This is a genomic window from Occallatibacter sp., from assembly GCF_036502485.1.
Taxonomy (GTDB): domain Bacteria; phylum Acidobacteriota; class Terriglobia; order Terriglobales; family Acidobacteriaceae; genus Telmatobacter.
In genome coordinates this window covers 28,472-43,099 of record NZ_DASXYM010000112.1, presented here as the reverse complement: position 1 = coordinate 43,099, position 14,628 = coordinate 28,472, and the positions used below count along the sequence as shown (strand labels likewise).

Genomic DNA, 14,628 nt, shown 5'->3' with positions numbered 1-14,628 from the left:
GCACTTCGTAGTGCCTACAATTTATTCCTGCCGAAGAGCCACCATCGGGTCGATTTTTGCTGCACGTCGAGCTGGAAGCCAACAGCCGAGGGCGGCAGTCAGAGTAACCAAGCTGATTTCCATCCAGAGGGCGCCAGAGTTTCCGGACTGGAGTCCTTGGAGTATGCCACGTAGGATTCGCATTAAAGCCAGCGTGAATGCTATCCCGGAAATCAGTCCTATGGTCGCACTGACAAAGCCCTGGCGAAAGATCAATACTTCGACCTTGCCACGTGTGGCTCCCAGCGCAATGCGTATCCCGATCTCCTGCTTTCTCCGCGAGGTAACGTAGGATGCCACCCCATAGACGCCGGCGGCAGCCATGGCAAGGGCAAGGCAGCCGGTCAGAGCCAGGAGGAGCATTATGAACCGTCGATCCGCAAGGGAGTCGTCAATGAGGGCTTGCATCGTCGCGCTTAGAAAGATCGGCTGATTGGGATCGATGCCAGCGATGGCCTGACGGACTGCCTTTTGGAGATCGATCTCCGGCCGGTGGCTTCTCACGACCAGAAATACTGCTTTGTGCAAAGCACCGGCGGCGACATAGACCGTCGCCTGCTGCTGCGGTCCATCCATTGACGAATGCCGGCTGCTCGATACCACCCCGATGATCCGTTTCCAGTTATTCGGATTTTCCGGGGAGCAAAAGACGCAGATGGGTTTGCCGATCGGGCTCTCGCCCGGCCAGAGACCTTTTGCAACAGCGTCACTCACGACAGCAGCGCCGCTGGAGTCATTCATATCTTCTTCATTCAACCATCTTCCCTGCAGTAATCGAATCCCCATTGTTTGCAGGTAGCCAGCGCTCACATCATCGATCTCCGCAGTGATCTGGCCGCTTTGCGTCGCTCCGCCAGCGTTCCTGCCAACGAGTCCGCCAGTATTCTCTCCGCTAAACGGAAGAGCATCGTTGGTTCCGGCGCTCTCGATGCCAGGAAGTGCGCGAACCGAATCCAAGGCGCTACGGTAGAACTTTCCCCACTCTTCAGGAGTCTGGTACCGCACACGGTCCGGAACTATGATGAACGCAGTGACGCGCTTCGCGTCGAAGCCGGGATCGGTCCGGAGCAGGGTAGCAAAATTTGCCAGAAGTTGCCCTCCGACCACAACCAGAGCTACCGCCAGGGCGACTTCTATGGCAACCAGAGCGCCGCGGACTCGATTGCTGCCGGCAATTCCGCTATGCGAGCGAAGGTCCTGATTCGCTTTGGCTCGCGTCCAACCTGCTCTGATAGCGGGGACCATCCCAAACAATAGACCGTTGGCGAGCGCAATAACCAGCGAGAAAACAAGGATTCGCCAATCCGCGTGTGCTCCGCCAAGGCGAGGAACGTTTACGGGCGCGATCCCCGGCAAGGCTCTCCAGGTAGCTACGGTAAGAGCATAGCCTCCCATTCCGCCGAGAACCGCGAGAACACAACTTTCTGTCAGCAACTGGCGAACAATACGTGACCTGCTCGCGCCCAGTGCCATGCGAATCGTAATCTCTCGCTGGCGCGTCAGCCCACGCGCCAGCAAAAGGTTCGCTACATTCGCACAACCGATAAGAAGAAACATCACAGCGGCCGCCATCAACACCCACAGAGCATCTTTGGCGCTTCCCAGCATCCTGTCGCGAAGAAGCCCCAGGTGGAGGATGTGGTCCCGATTCGTTGTCGGAAACTCGCGGCTGAGATCGGTGCTAATGGTTGCAAGGTCCTGTTGGGCCTCGTTTAACGAGGTGTCTGATCGCAATCTGGCTACCACGCCGACCGCTGCGTACGGGGCTTGAGGTTTACCGCTGCGATACGGAGCCCAAAAATCGACGTAGGGAGAAGGAGTGTGAGCGGCTTGGCGACGCAGCGGAAAATCAAATCCGCGCGGCATGACGCCGAGAATGAGGCAGCTTTGGCCGTCAATCGTGACGCTGTGTCCAACAATCGACGGATCTGCATTGAACCGTCGAACCCAAAGCCCATAGCTGAGAATCATCTCGTTGGCGTGGCCGGGCTGATCTTCGTCAGGCAGAATGTTGCGCCCGAGCATAGGCGCAACGCCGAGCGTGGGAAAGAGATTCGCGGTTACGCGCAATCCGTACAGGGCTTCGGGAGGTGTGGAACCGTTGCTCGCAAGGTTGAACATTTCGTTGCGATAAACAGCAACTGAAGCAAGGGTACGGGTTCGTCGAGCGATCTCCTGAGCGTCGCTCCAGAGGGCCCAGTCGGTATGTGACGGCTCGAACTTGGGGAAATCTGTTCTGATCTGTACAACTTCAGAGGGGTGGGCGTAAGGCAAAGGCGCAAGAAGCACCGCTCTGACTGCCGTGAAGACCACCGCGGTCGCTCCCACGCTCAATGCGATCGACACCAATGCAATTCCCGTAACGGCGGGAGTGCGCCATAACATTCGGAAAGCTTGCCGGAGATCGCGCATCGGCGACATACCCCCATGCCAGTATGTTGAGATTTTATCTGTTGGTCAAAGTCGACATTCTGCATACCCTCAGACCCAAGGTGAAGCCGCTGCGCTAAATGCTCCGATGCGAAATCACGCTGATCGGCAATTCCCGTTCGAAGTATCAGGCAACCCGCCCCAGAGAGGCACGCGTCAAACGACAAACGCGCCGGTTTCGACTGCAGGGGAGCCCTGTCCGCATAGGCCCTTCCCAATTTTCCTGCGGCGCAGGATGGGCTCTTGAGGGTTACGCGCCGGCAGCTTGCTACATCTATCTCACTGATTGCAATAGCCGTTGCAGGAATATGCTGGGCTCAGTTTCACACTGCCAGAGTTGACGACCGCGACCCGGATTCTCTTCTCAGTCAAGCGGACGCGCTCTCATGGAACGACAACTGGATTAAAGCCGAGCCTCTGTACCACCATGCAGAACTTCTCTTCGCGCAGCAGCACCGGGCGTCGAAGGCACTCTACGCACATGTCAGCCAGATCCCGCCGAATTCCGAATCCTCCAGCCTGACCGCCACAATCTTTCAGCTCACCAACGATCTGGCTCGTCCCGAAGCCGCGGACCCGGAAACGCGGCTTCGCATTCTGACGATCCGCGGGATGTTGGAGACCGATTACGACGCGGCTTCCGCGCGGAGCACCTGGACTCAAGTTGCCGAACTCGCCCGTCGCCGCGGCCATCTCCAACTGGCCCTGCGCGCCACCGGTGAACAAGGCATCGCCGCGTTCATCCTTGGAGATACAGCGACAGCGAAGAAAGATGTGCTGGAGGCGTGGACTTCCGCCAAGGTCTTGCACGATCCGGCTGCCAGTGTGCGGTACGCCAGCGTTTACGGCGACGGCCTGGTCGAGTTGCGCCGGTACAAGGAGGCGCTGACTCCACTCGACGAAGCAATAAAACTCGCGAAAGCAAATCCCGATCTTGCCTACCCGTCGATTGCAGTTAATTCGAAGATCGATGCGCTCCGCGGCCTCCGGCGTTACGACGAGGCATTGGCCCTTTCGGCCGATGCGCTGGCTCACCTGCCGAATGCCTCTTTGAAAGGTCACGAATTTCAGATTCTGATGTCCCGCGCCGAGGTTTATGAAGACCTCAATCAGTGGTCACAAGCGGTTGCCGATTGCAATAGGTCGCTCGCGGATGCTCGACTCCTCTCCTACTGGAGAGGCATCACAGAAGCAGGCGGCTTTCTCGCACTTGCGCATGAACACCAAGGCCAGCTTCCTGACGCACTGAAGGCGATCGATGAAGCCATCGACGCCAACACCCATATCCCGGACGAACTCTATTTTGTACCAAGAAATCTGGCGATCAAAGCGGAGATCACACAGAAGCTTGGCAATGCGAAAGGGTCAGACGAACTCTACCGCAAGAGCGCGGCGCTCATTGATGCAATGCTTGCCCATGCCCCGACTCAAAACGTACAGCGCTACGTGCTCGCCCAGATGGGATACGTTTATTCCGGGTTCTTTGCGTCCCTCTCCGCTCAGAAGAAATACGAAGATGCTTTTCGAGTGCTTGAGGAGGTCCGTGGGCGCGTCGAAGCCGAGGGTTTGCAACATCACGTGACAATTCCTCCGCACGCCCCTACGCCAGAAGAGCTGAGACTGACCAGGTTGAACCTGGCCCTCATAGACACTGACGATCCGAAGCAGCGCGCGCAGATCACGGACGCTATCTACCATACTGAACTCAACATCGATGGTTCATCTCTCGAAGGGCAGACGGCAACGCGGCCCATCACGCTTGCCCAGCTTCAGCACGACCTAAGTGATGACGATCTCGTTGTCGAATACGTCGTCGCGGAACCGCACTCACAGGCCTTGGCAATTACCAAGACGACCGTGCGCCCGTACACATTGCCTGGACAAACGACATTGGAAACCGATGCCGACAAATATCGGCATGAACTTCGCGCACAGGGGGTAGATCCCACTCTCGGTCAGAAACTGTTTAATGAAGTCCTCGGGCCGGTAAGGGAGTTGCGCGAGAAGTCCCATTTGATTCTGATTCCAGACGGCTCGCTGCACCTACTGCCGTTTTCGGCCCTGGTCGACAACGGGAAGTATCTTCTCCAGACGCACGAAGTAAGCGTCACGCCGTCCTCGACTGTTCTTCACATCCTGAAAAAGCGGGCCAGTGAGGATGAAGACCAATCGTTGCCGTATGTGGGAGTGGCCGCGTGGACCCAAACCGCCGATACCCGCAACTTCATCACGCGCGCCATCTCGGGGCCTGAACGCAGCGAGCTTACGCCGCTCCCTGACAGCAAGAGAGAAGTGCAGTCAATCGCCACCACGCTGCCCAAACCCAGCACAATTCTCCTGGGAGATGACGCGACCAAAACCCACTTCGAGAGCTTGCCACTTGCCCGATTCAACGTGCTTCACCTCGCCTTGCACGGCTATACGGATATCGATTATCCCGATCGTTCGGCGCTCGTGTTCGCTCCCAATCCAAGCAGGAGTGACGACGGCCTGCTTCAGGTGCGAGACATCCGCAAGATGCACCTAAACGCAAGACTCGTGACACTCTCCGCCTGCAATACAGGCGTCGGTCCTGTGGGCGAAGCCGGCGTTGCAAACCTCGTCAACGCCTTCATCGAGGCGGGCGCCGACAGCGTGGTCTCAACACTGTGGGAGCTCGAAGATCACTCCACCTCGCGAATGATGACCGACTTTTATCGCCACGTCGCAATGCACGAACCAGAAGCCGAAGCACTGAGAGACGCGCAGCTTGCACTCATCAAAGACAACGCACCGCCTTACTACTGGGCGAGCTTCCAACTCGTCGGCAATCCCGACACCACCTTGTAATTCATCCCCTCTGGAGAGGATTCTTATGGCACTCACCCGTTCTGATCGGCAAAACCTACTGAACAAGATTTCAGCGTTGGTGGCTGAGAAGTATTACGATCCGGCGTTTGGCGGTAAGGACTGGAAACAGGTCGTCGCGAAGCACACCGAATCGATTCTCGGTGGAGAAACGGTGGACGGCTTCGAAGCGGCGGTGACAAGCATGCTGCATGAGGTTCACTCCAGCGGGTTGGGCTTGCTTGGCCCAACGACTGAGATCACCCCGCGGAACGCAATTAATGCAAGCTTTCGCAAAGTCGAGACGAACGCCGATGGGACTCGGTGGGTCTTTCAGGATGTGTTGCCGGGAGGTGTGGCAGCTCGCGCGGGTGTCCAGCCTGGAGATTCCCTGATCTCGGCAAAGGGGCACAACATTTTGCCCGATGAGCCGCCTGTATTCCCGATGGATGAACGAATTCCCATCGTCATCTCCAGGAACGGGAACAGGGCCGAAAAGCGCTTGGACCTGGCGACGCCGGAACCTAAGTACAAAGACAATCCCTATTCGGAGCCAGACAGCGTGACCGCCGCCATGGCGGCCGAGTCCCTGGGAGCCGTGAAGGTAAGCTTGTTCCCCGGCAAGATTGGGATCGACTTCGCGAAGGATGTCGATGCTGCCTTTCACGAGAAGATCCCCAACGTCGAGCGATTGGTGATCGATCTGCGGGGGAATCCCGGTGGAGGAATCGGCGGGCTGCACCTGATGAGCTATCTCACTCCTTCAAAAGTTCCGATTGGCTACAGTCTGGACCGCCCGACTGCGGAACGCGGCTATGACAAGGCCAGTCTGCCTAAGTTTGATCGCATTCCGAAGTCGAAGCTGGAAATTCCATTCCTCGCTCTCAAGTTTCTCGGAAAGAAGTCAGTTGTGCTTGAAACATCCGGCTTGGGAAGGCAGAGCTTTCACGGCCGAGTCGTGATTCTTGTGAATGAACACACCACGGGCGCCGCGGAGATGCTCGCTCAGTTTGCCCAAGAGAATGGGCTCGGGACTATTGTAGGGAACAAAACGCCCGGCCGACTTCTGTCTCGTTCTGGTTTCAAGATCGGAAACGACTATCGACTCGTCATTCCAATTGGCGCGTATGTGAGTTGGAACGGAAACCGCATAGAAGGCAAGGGGATCACCCCGGATGTTCCCGTGGATTGGTCCTACGGTGAAGCGCTACTTGGGCGCGACAATCAACTGAGCAAGGCTGTCCAGGTCGCTCAAGGTTTAGGTTAGCTCCTCATAATTGCCATTCTTTTGCGGCCGAAGGTTCCGCATAGGCGATCACACAGCCCCTTGACATCTCTGCGAGCGCTGCTCCGCCTAGTGCCAATATGGATGGAGGCGCGTCTAGTACAACGTGGAATCTTCTGGGTCATCGCTTTTCACAGCGCTTCAAGAACAGCTTGACCTCAAACTGGAACCGCGCAAGGGTCCAATAGACGTTCCTGTCATAGATCATGTCGAGGAGCCTTCGCCGAATTAGGCGTTCAAGGAAGCAGCAGTCTGGGGGGTTCCAGTGATGAGAGGCGCTCGCTGCGCACGCATGTTATTGGCCGGCATGCTTGTTGCCACTGCGGTTATGCCGTTGACGGCGCCCAGCCAAACGCCTCCTGTTCCGATACCCCCTCCCCCGACACCAGCGGACCAGGCGCCCGCATCCCCCCAAAAAACTCCCGTACCTGCGCGCGAAGCTCCCGGAGCTATTTATCAAGACGCGATGCATCCGTTGGCTGTGGTGCGCGCTTCGATCGACAACTGGTCTGAGGCTGAACGTGCTGCGCTGGCTGTCGGCATGCAAAGGGCACGCGAGGCCTGTGATGCAGTCAAGCCCGACGACTATCGAGGCGAGGACCTCTACGACCTCGCGCGTCTCTGTGCCTTTGGCCAAGACTGGAGTCCAGCCAACGAAGCGGCCCAAAAGTATATGGCAAGCAAGACGCAAGCGCATGAAACCCAGGCCATGGCGATCAGCGTGAGAGCGCTGGCGCAGCTCGGGGCAATGGACATTGCGCTGAACACGACACGCGGGCTGCTATATTTCACCTACGACGCCGATGTGGCCTACACGGTCCGGTACATGAAAGACTTGCTCGAGCACGCCGGCAGCCCAGACGCGCTGGGGCTTGCCCGCGACGAGCACGCCGCCATCGTGCAGGCGTTGAGCCGGCCCGGTCCGTTGACAGCGGCTGGCAGCGATGCCGCCATTTCAACCGGGTCGCTGTACGCGTCCGCAATGGAGTTGGCGTTTTTCAATCGTTTTGCCGGCAACACCGACGCCGCGGCGGCAGCGGCAGCCGACGCGGACGCCGCGCTTCAGAGACTGACGACAATCTCCGCCGAAGACCAACAAGAGATCAATGAAGTGCGGACACAGTACTATTTGTTGGGCATGCATTTGCCAAATGTGCATCCGACACGAACGCTGCAATCGGCGAGCGCCAAGCTCCGGATCGATCCCAATTTCGGCAAAGCCACTGTGCTCGTACTCTTCTCCGACTGGTGCATCGAGTGCCGCGAACTGGTGAAGACCATGACGAAGTTCGCCGCGGCCAACAGTAATGCACCAATCCACGTCTACGCGCTGCTCTACCCTGAAGATTCGCCTGCAGGCCAGCAGGACGCTGCCAAAGTGCTGCACGCCGAGAATGAGAAATACCTGGCGGGCACGCCCACGCTCGAGGTTCCCGCGCAGACCGCACGGACCTTCGGCGTGGTCGACTATCCACTCGGTGTTGTGCTCGACAGTAGCGGGACTATCCGGTTTATTGGCGTGGTCCCCAGCGATGCCTTCGAGCGAAATGGATATGTCGAGAAGGTGCTCGGGCACATTTTTGCCAAGAGCCCATCGAAAGGGAACTAGTTGCGCTAAGCAGAACGCGCGAGGCGGACAGGATGACGCCTTCGACCGTTTTGTTGAGTTCCGGGCGAGTGGTGGACAATGTAGGAGATTCGTGGGCGCCAATCACCGGGCCGGCCCCATTTGTACCGATTTCCGCTTTGGTGATACGCCCGGAACTCCAGGGACTACGAATGCCGTGACGAACAGGATCATTCGAGGTTCGACTTTCGGGATTGCAATCGCGCAGCCTTCTCCGGGAAGGTCGCCGCCTGAAGTTGGACCACTCCGGAGATAGGATGTTGGTTAGAAAGATCGCTATAAGCTGGAGATGCCTTGGGACCGAATACATGAACGTGATGGCAAGGGATAAACCGACCGGTTTGTGGTACAACTCTGTTGTCATGCTTGCACTGGTCATCGCTCACGTGATGATCAACCGGAGATTGGTGTCTCTGGGGGTGGCTCCCGTAGGCACCGACCCGTGCGATGGGGTAAATGCATTCGCGTTCTTCGCCATTGTCTTCATCGCTATTGGCTCCATAGTGAGGTTGTTTAGCGGTCACGGCTCGTCGTTCCCTGTGCGAGACCTCTACAGCCTCCGATCACAACAGGCAGCTCTCTTTGCCATCTTTATTACGTTCATGGCGGAGATCATTGCTTTGGCACGAAATCCGGCGACGTGGATCGGGATTGTCTCACCAACTCGGCTTTTCGCATTACTCGGCGGTCTGACCGCGGTGACTGTTGCAGCACAGCTGCTCATCCTCGTTACACAGCGAAACGAGATATCGCTGACCTCGTTGCGATGGACTCGCACCGTAGTACCTATCGTGGTCGCCTTAGTTGCCCTCACCATTTGTCCGGAGTGGCCAACCGACAGCCCGTCACGAACCGCGCACATCCTCACGGTTGCTCTCGGGGCGCTGGTGGTCTACGTCCCGATGCGTCTGGTACTGCCCGAGATCGTGCTGAGTGGATCGGATGTCAATCATGAGAAAGCAGCCTACGGCACGGCACGCGAATGGGCTCTACTCCTGATCGGAATCTCGGTGGACCTCTTCGGATTCTTCCGGCACGTTCCAATTTTGGGAGCCGATATTGCTCAGCTTTTCATCGCCTATGCGCTCCTGGGGCCGCCGCTGGGTTTTGCCGGAGGAATGAAGAATGCCATGCAGACTGCGCACGGCAATTGATTTGTTGATCGCGTTCGGAGCGAATCGTGGGCAATGTGGAAGTTTTTTGTGAGCGGGATCGCCTGGAAGCCGACCAAGGCCAACGCCGGAGACATGCTCAGCACCACTAGTCATGCATGCGAGTCAGGAACTCGACGTTGATGGGAAAACGAGATGCCGACCCAATCACTCCATCGATTGCGCACTTCCGACATAGAGCTGTTCGACTCTGATCAATCCACTCGGATATAGCGGACGGCGGAAATGTCTCGGAACAATAGAAAGCCGCCGCAGATTTCGCTCGACTCGATCTCGGCACGGTGCAGGCTGCAGCGCTCGTGCGCCTTTACGTGAGGCGGATCGAATCGGTGAGGGTTAAGCCCAAGCATCGTTCAATCTATTGCATAAGCCAATCGAATACGGCAACTCTGGTCGGGGAAGGGGCGCCCTTCAACGCCCCTGGACATTAAGCGGGTAGTAGTAAGTCCCGTTATCACTCTCTCGCACGGTGGCCAGAAAATATGATCCGGACGGTGCCCCGCGCAGGTCGAGCGGAACATCCAGGAACAATCGTGGACCATCGGCAACCGTCTTTCCGCTTCCGCGAGCAGCAATTGCCGTTCCCGCCTTGTCCTTTGAAACCGCGACGACATAGTTGCCGGGGTCACTAAACCGCGGCAGGATCAACCGGAGATGCACTAACGCCGAAGGCAGCGAAACCGCCTCCAGCGGGCTCGGTTCGCTTCCGCCACGGGGAGTCCCATGGTTGTAGAGGTCAATCGTCTGGTCCACAGCCGCCAATTGGCCGACTTGTTTTTCCGTCCCGCCTCCGGCGCTTTGCGGAGTCGGCTCCCTTAGCAGTGCTTTCGATCCGTAAACTCCTAGAGCAATGAGCAGACAGGCCGCGAGCCCCCACGCGAGAATCTTCAATCGGGATGCGCGCGCGGCATCAGCTTCCGCTTTGAAGCTGCGAAACTCCGCGAAACATGGCGAACAGGAGGCGAGGTGCAGCCGCGCCGCGTGATCCGGGGGCAGACGATTCTCCGCGATGTCCTTTAACGTCTTCTCGTCAGGACAGCCTTCCCGTCTGGGATTCGGATTTGCTTCGAGAAAGAATTTACGAATCGATTTCACTCTGGACTCTGATCACCAAATTTTAAGGCTAAATGTTCTGGATCGTGGCATTTCTTGTCATCTTCATTGCCTTCACTGCCGGTCCCGGACAGTATTGCCGCCATCCTTTCCCTTGCACGCTGGATGGCTTTTGCGGCAGCCAGATAGCTGATGTTGAATGCCTTGGCGATTTCTTTGGGCCCGAGGTCCTGTTCGAGTAGAACGAGGATCTGCCGGTCACGTTCGCGCAGTCGAGCCTTAATCTGCGAAAACAGGACGTTCAAATCCGCGGCTGAGGTGGATTTCGATTTATCTCCTGTCAGATGTTCGACTTCCGCGAGGTCCATCAGTATTTCGATTGCCGGATGCGCGCGATACCACCCCTGCAATTTGCCGGTCAGTGCGGTGAAAGCATACCGCCTCGGGAATTCTATTTGCTCCAAGCGCCGGCACATTGCAAGCGCCACAGATTCAGCCATGCCCGCAAGCACGGCTCGGTCAAAATGCTGATATTCATGTAGCGCCCAGCGATAGGCGGTCTCGACGGCTAGGCGCACCTGTAGGGGGACAGGTTGGTCGTGTTCGTCAACAAGATGAAGAAGAATGGCCGCCATTAAATCGCTGAAGCCTGCACGCTCAAAAAAAAAAGTTGAAGTCGGGTGTCAAACTTCAGGTCAATTCAACAGCTATGAGAGTAGAGGCGCCTTCAGCCTCTGATTGCACAAGAATACTGAATCCTTTGACGCGATTTAAGGATCGCAAGTTGGCTCACGCAACGCGTAACCGCACAGGAGAACCTTCCCCCATGGCCTACTTGATCGAGCGCAAGAGTCAGACCCTCTTCGTTACAGCCACGTCAATAGTTGCAAACGGAAAACCACGAGAGATGATCGTGGAAAGCCGCCCCGAATTCGCAGTCGTCCAACTCACTGGCGTCCATGAGAAATTCCCGGTGCCGTGGGAGGAAGTGTACGCAGCGGCGAAGAAAAGGCATGAGGCCAATCTCAGAATCGAGGGGGCGGTGATGCAGAAGAGAAGGCGTGCCAACCGATCGAAAAGGTAGTCATCGTTCGAGCCGGCAACAACAGACGGCTTCTCGAACCAGATTAACCCGATCATCGAACAGAGCGTCTGGCAGGGATTGCTTTCATTCGAGCTTCATCCAAACCAGGTCGAATTGATTGGGTCGAACGGCTCACACCGACCCTACCATCGATCCACGCTTCGATGTCCGATTCAAGCCATCCCACGGCACGAGCACCGAGCGAAATCGGTTTCGGGAAATCCCCCGCAGCGATCTTCTCGTAGACGCTGCTTCGCGAGAGCCCGGTCCTATCCTTGACCGCCGGCAGCCGAAGAATCTTTTCATCCATTCCGTTTTTTCCTCATAGCGCCTTTAGGCGAGATGTGGATGGAACACAGCTCATCGACATAGTCAGCCCAGCTCTGCAGCATCTCCCGGCGCTGCTCCGCGTATTCCGCACGGTTATAAACGCCGCGAACTCCCCCGATGGTGTGGTTCAACGCTTTCTCCACAACGTCTGACGAGAAACCGCGCTCATGGAGGATTGTGGAACCGGTTCGACGCAAATCGTGAATCGTAAAAGGTGGAATCGGGAAGTTGACGCCCTCAAGGGCCTTATTTAGAGCATTAGATGCAAACGGCTTGGTGAGGCTTCCACGACCGGGCAAAACGAACTCGGAATCACCAGCAAGCGTCTTCAGCTCTACCAAGATCTCCGTTGCTTGCCGGGACAAGTAGACAATGTGAGGCTTTTCATTCTTAACGCTTTCTCCCGGGAGGGCCCACTCACCCAGTTTAAAATCTACCTGACTCCAGAGCGCATGGAGCAATTCAGATTTGCGCACGAGGGTAAGCAGAATGAGGTTCAGCGCGAGTTTAAATTGGCGTCTAATGTTCGAACGATAGAGAACCTCCAGATATGTCCTCACTTCTTCCGGAGACAGCGCACGAGTCCTGGGCCGGGCCCGCGTGATGAACCGCATTGGAGTCGCGTGGACAGGGTTCACGGAAATTAGGCCGCAGACAATCGCATAATCGAATGCCCGCTTGAGGAGATTACGGATCTGTGCGGCAGACGATTCGAACCCGTTGTCGCGTTTCCGGAAGACGAGGCGCTGCACATCCTGGGCGGTCACATCCTTCATCTGCTGGGCACCAAACGACGGATAGATTTCCTTATCGAGATAGCGGCGGAGCTGTATCGGATTCTTCCAAGTTTTCTCGATCACCTCCTTGAAATACCTCTCGCAAAAATCGCGCACGCTCGTGGAATTCGCAAGCGCGACTTTTTCAAGCTGTTTTTGGCGTGCTGGCGACTCACCGCGGAACACGGCCGCGGCGAGCTCATCCCGTTTGATTCTGGCTTCTTTGAGCCCGACCACAGGGTACCGACCAAGCGTCACCTTTTCGGTTTTCCCATTCAGCTGATAGCGATATCGCCAGCACGCTGTGCCGGAGGACAGGACTTCGAGTGCCAAACCGCGCCCATCTGTCACGAGGTAAGGTTGAGGTTTAGGTTTCAGGCTTCTGAGCTGTAGATCGGTAATCGGCATGTCGATTCTACGATTGTCCATGACAGGACAATTTGGTGTCTATAGCGTGACCATGGACAATCCAATGGACAAGAAAAGCTCCGGCTAACGTCGGACTATCTGAGCGTAATTTACCGTAATCTATTGACTAAAAATATATTTACCGTATACGTGGTACCGCGAACCATTTTGCTATCAAGGCCCATCACTTGCCGATGCAGAAGGTGGAGAAGATCAGCTGCAGGATGTCGTCGGTGGTGGTCTGGCCGGTGAGGGAGTCGAGGGCCCACAGGGCGCGATAGAGGTCCAGCAGAATCATCTCGTGGGGGATTCCGCCTGCGTTGGCGTTTTTTGCATCAGTAAGCGCGCTGAGCGCCGTGGTGACTGCCTGATGCTGCCGCATGTTGGTGAGCATGCCGCTTTCGCTGGCGGCGCCGCCGGAGGCAAGCGCGAGAATGCGGCTGCGCAGCTCCGCGACGCCTTCGCCCGTGAGGGCCGAGGTGGCGATGGCCGGGATTCCCTGCGCGTTTTGCGGGGCGGCCGCGGGCGTTGCGAGATCGCTCTTGTTGCAGGCGACCAAGGCGGGGCGTCCCTGCACTGCGGCGAGGAGGTCGCGTTCTTCTTCATTCAGCGGCTGGGTGGCATCCATGACGATGAGGACCAGGGCTGCATCGGCCAGCGCTTCCCTGCTGCGGGCGATGCCGAGCTGCTCGGCGACGTCATGGGCTTCGCGGAGGCCGGCCGTATCGACGAGTTCCAGGGGGATGCCGTCAAGGGAAATGCGCTCGCTCACGGTGTCGCGGGTGGTACCGGGGGTGGGAGTGACGATGGCGCGATCACGCTCCACGAGGCGATTGAAGAGGGAGCTTTTGCCCGCATTGGGGCGACCCACAATGGCGAGCGTGAGACCGTCGTGCACGATGCGTCCGCGGGAGAACGAGGTCTCGAGGGCGGCCAGCGGGAGTGCGATCTCGTCGATACGACGTGCAATTTCCTGCTGCGGAGTGACGTCGATATCGTCTTCGGCGAAGTCGATGCCGGCTTCCATAAGGGCGACGAGTTCGACGAGGTTCTGCTTTGCGGGGGCCGCGCGGCGGCTGAGGGCGCCGCCCATCTGGCTGGCGGCCTGACGCGCCTGGGTGAGGGTTTGCGCCTCGATGAGGTCGCGGACGGCTTCGGCCTGGGTGAGGTCAATGCGGCCTGACAGAAAGGCGCGCTGGGTGAACTCGCCCGGCTCGGCCAACCGCGCTCCATGTTCGATGGCGCGGCGGAGCAACAGATCCAGCACCACGGGGGACCCATGTGCGGCGATCTCAACGAGATCGTCGGCGGTGTAGGAATTGGGCGCGGCAAAGTAAGTCACCATGGCTTCGTCTATACGCGCGGGGGACTCGGCGCTTTCAGCGGTGTCGAGCACTTCCGCCAGGCGTGCCCGGCCATGCTCGAGGGGATGGCGGAGCCGCAGCAACTGGGCGGCAATGGATGGCGCATCCGGCCCGCTCAGGCGCACGATGCCGATGCCGCCGCGGCCGGGCGGCGTTGAGACGGCCGCGATGGTATCGAGAGCTTGGACTGGATCGGGATTTTGGAGGATGTCGGCCATGCGGCTCATTTCATTC

The 14,628-nt window shown here is 57.7% G+C and carries 12 protein-coding genes; 6 read left to right on the top strand and 6 right to left on the bottom strand.

The genetic code is table 11. The annotated features are described in order from the left end of the window. Positions 1-21: 21 nt before the first annotated feature. A complete protein-coding gene (locus tag VGL22_RS15020) occupies positions 22-2,451 on the bottom strand; it encodes an ABC transporter permease (RefSeq protein ID WP_465267767.1) in 2,430 nt (809 codons plus the stop codon). Between the two features lie 261 nt (positions 2,452-2,712). Between VGL22_RS15020 and VGL22_RS15015 the strand changes: the two genes are divergently transcribed. From VGL22_RS15015 to VGL22_RS14995, 5 genes are all read left to right on the top strand, one after another. Continuing rightward, entirely contained in the window at positions 2,713-5,298 is a 2,586-nt protein-coding gene (locus VGL22_RS15015) for a CHAT domain-containing protein (protein ID WP_465267750.1), read from the top strand. Between the two features lie 25 nt (positions 5,299-5,323). Beyond that, a complete protein-coding gene (locus VGL22_RS15010; RefSeq protein ID WP_465267749.1) occupies positions 5,324-6,562 on the top strand; it encodes a S41 family peptidase in 1,239 nt (412 codons plus the stop codon). Positions 6,563-6,686: 124 nt separating this feature from the next. Beyond that, complete coding sequence (locus VGL22_RS15005; protein ID WP_465267748.1) at positions 6,687-6,812, top strand: TIGR03435 family protein; 126 nt, start codon at positions 6,687-6,689, stop codon at positions 6,810-6,812. Positions 6,813-7,046: 234 nt separating this feature from the next. Beyond that, positions 7,047-8,189, top strand: coding sequence for a TlpA family protein disulfide reductase (locus VGL22_RS15000; RefSeq protein ID WP_465267747.1), 1,143 nt, complete (start codon positions 7,047-7,049; stop codon positions 8,187-8,189). 326 nt (positions 8,190-8,515) lie between these two features. Continuing rightward, positions 8,516-9,361, top strand: a complete 846-nt coding sequence (locus VGL22_RS14995) for a hypothetical protein (RefSeq protein WP_465267746.1) — start codon at positions 8,516-8,518, stop codon at positions 9,359-9,361. Between the two features lie 429 nt (positions 9,362-9,790). Here the strand turns inward: VGL22_RS14995 and VGL22_RS14990 are convergent, their stop codons facing one another. Next, positions 9,791-10,474 carry a hypothetical protein gene (locus VGL22_RS14990; protein WP_465267745.1) on the bottom strand — a complete coding sequence of 228 codons (684 nt, stop codon included), beginning with the start codon at positions 10,472-10,474 and terminating at the stop codon, positions 9,791-9,793. After that, entirely contained in the window at positions 10,471-11,067 is a 597-nt protein-coding gene (locus tag VGL22_RS14985; protein ID WP_465267744.1) for a sigma factor-like helix-turn-helix DNA-binding protein, read from the bottom strand. The genes VGL22_RS14990 and VGL22_RS14985 overlap by 4 nt, the downstream gene beginning before the upstream one ends. Before the next feature lie 191 nt (positions 11,068-11,258). Here VGL22_RS14985 and VGL22_RS14980 point away from each other — a divergent pair, with 191 nt between their 5' ends. Further along, positions 11,259-11,516, top strand: a complete 258-nt coding sequence (locus VGL22_RS14980; protein WP_465267743.1) for a hypothetical protein — start codon at positions 11,259-11,261, stop codon at positions 11,514-11,516. Between the two features lie 52 nt (positions 11,517-11,568). Here VGL22_RS14980 and VGL22_RS14975 read toward each other — a convergent pair whose 3' ends face one another. The 3 genes from VGL22_RS14975 to mnmE form a co-directional block, all read right to left on the bottom strand. Beyond that, a complete protein-coding gene (locus VGL22_RS14975) occupies positions 11,569-11,826 on the bottom strand; it encodes a helix-turn-helix transcriptional regulator (protein ID WP_465267742.1) in 258 nt (85 codons plus the stop codon). Continuing rightward, on the bottom strand, positions 11,819-13,030 hold the full coding sequence (locus tag VGL22_RS14970) for a tyrosine-type recombinase/integrase (RefSeq protein WP_465267741.1): 1,212 nt from the start codon (positions 13,028-13,030) through the stop codon (positions 11,819-11,821). Before VGL22_RS14970 ends, VGL22_RS14975 begins: the two co-directional genes overlap by 8 nt. 184 nt (positions 13,031-13,214) lie before the next feature. Further along, positions 13,215-14,612, bottom strand: coding sequence for a tRNA uridine-5-carboxymethylaminomethyl(34) synthesis GTPase MnmE (gene mnmE / locus VGL22_RS14965; RefSeq protein WP_465267740.1), 1,398 nt, complete (start codon positions 14,610-14,612; stop codon positions 13,215-13,217). Positions 14,613-14,628 lie beyond the last annotated feature (16 nt).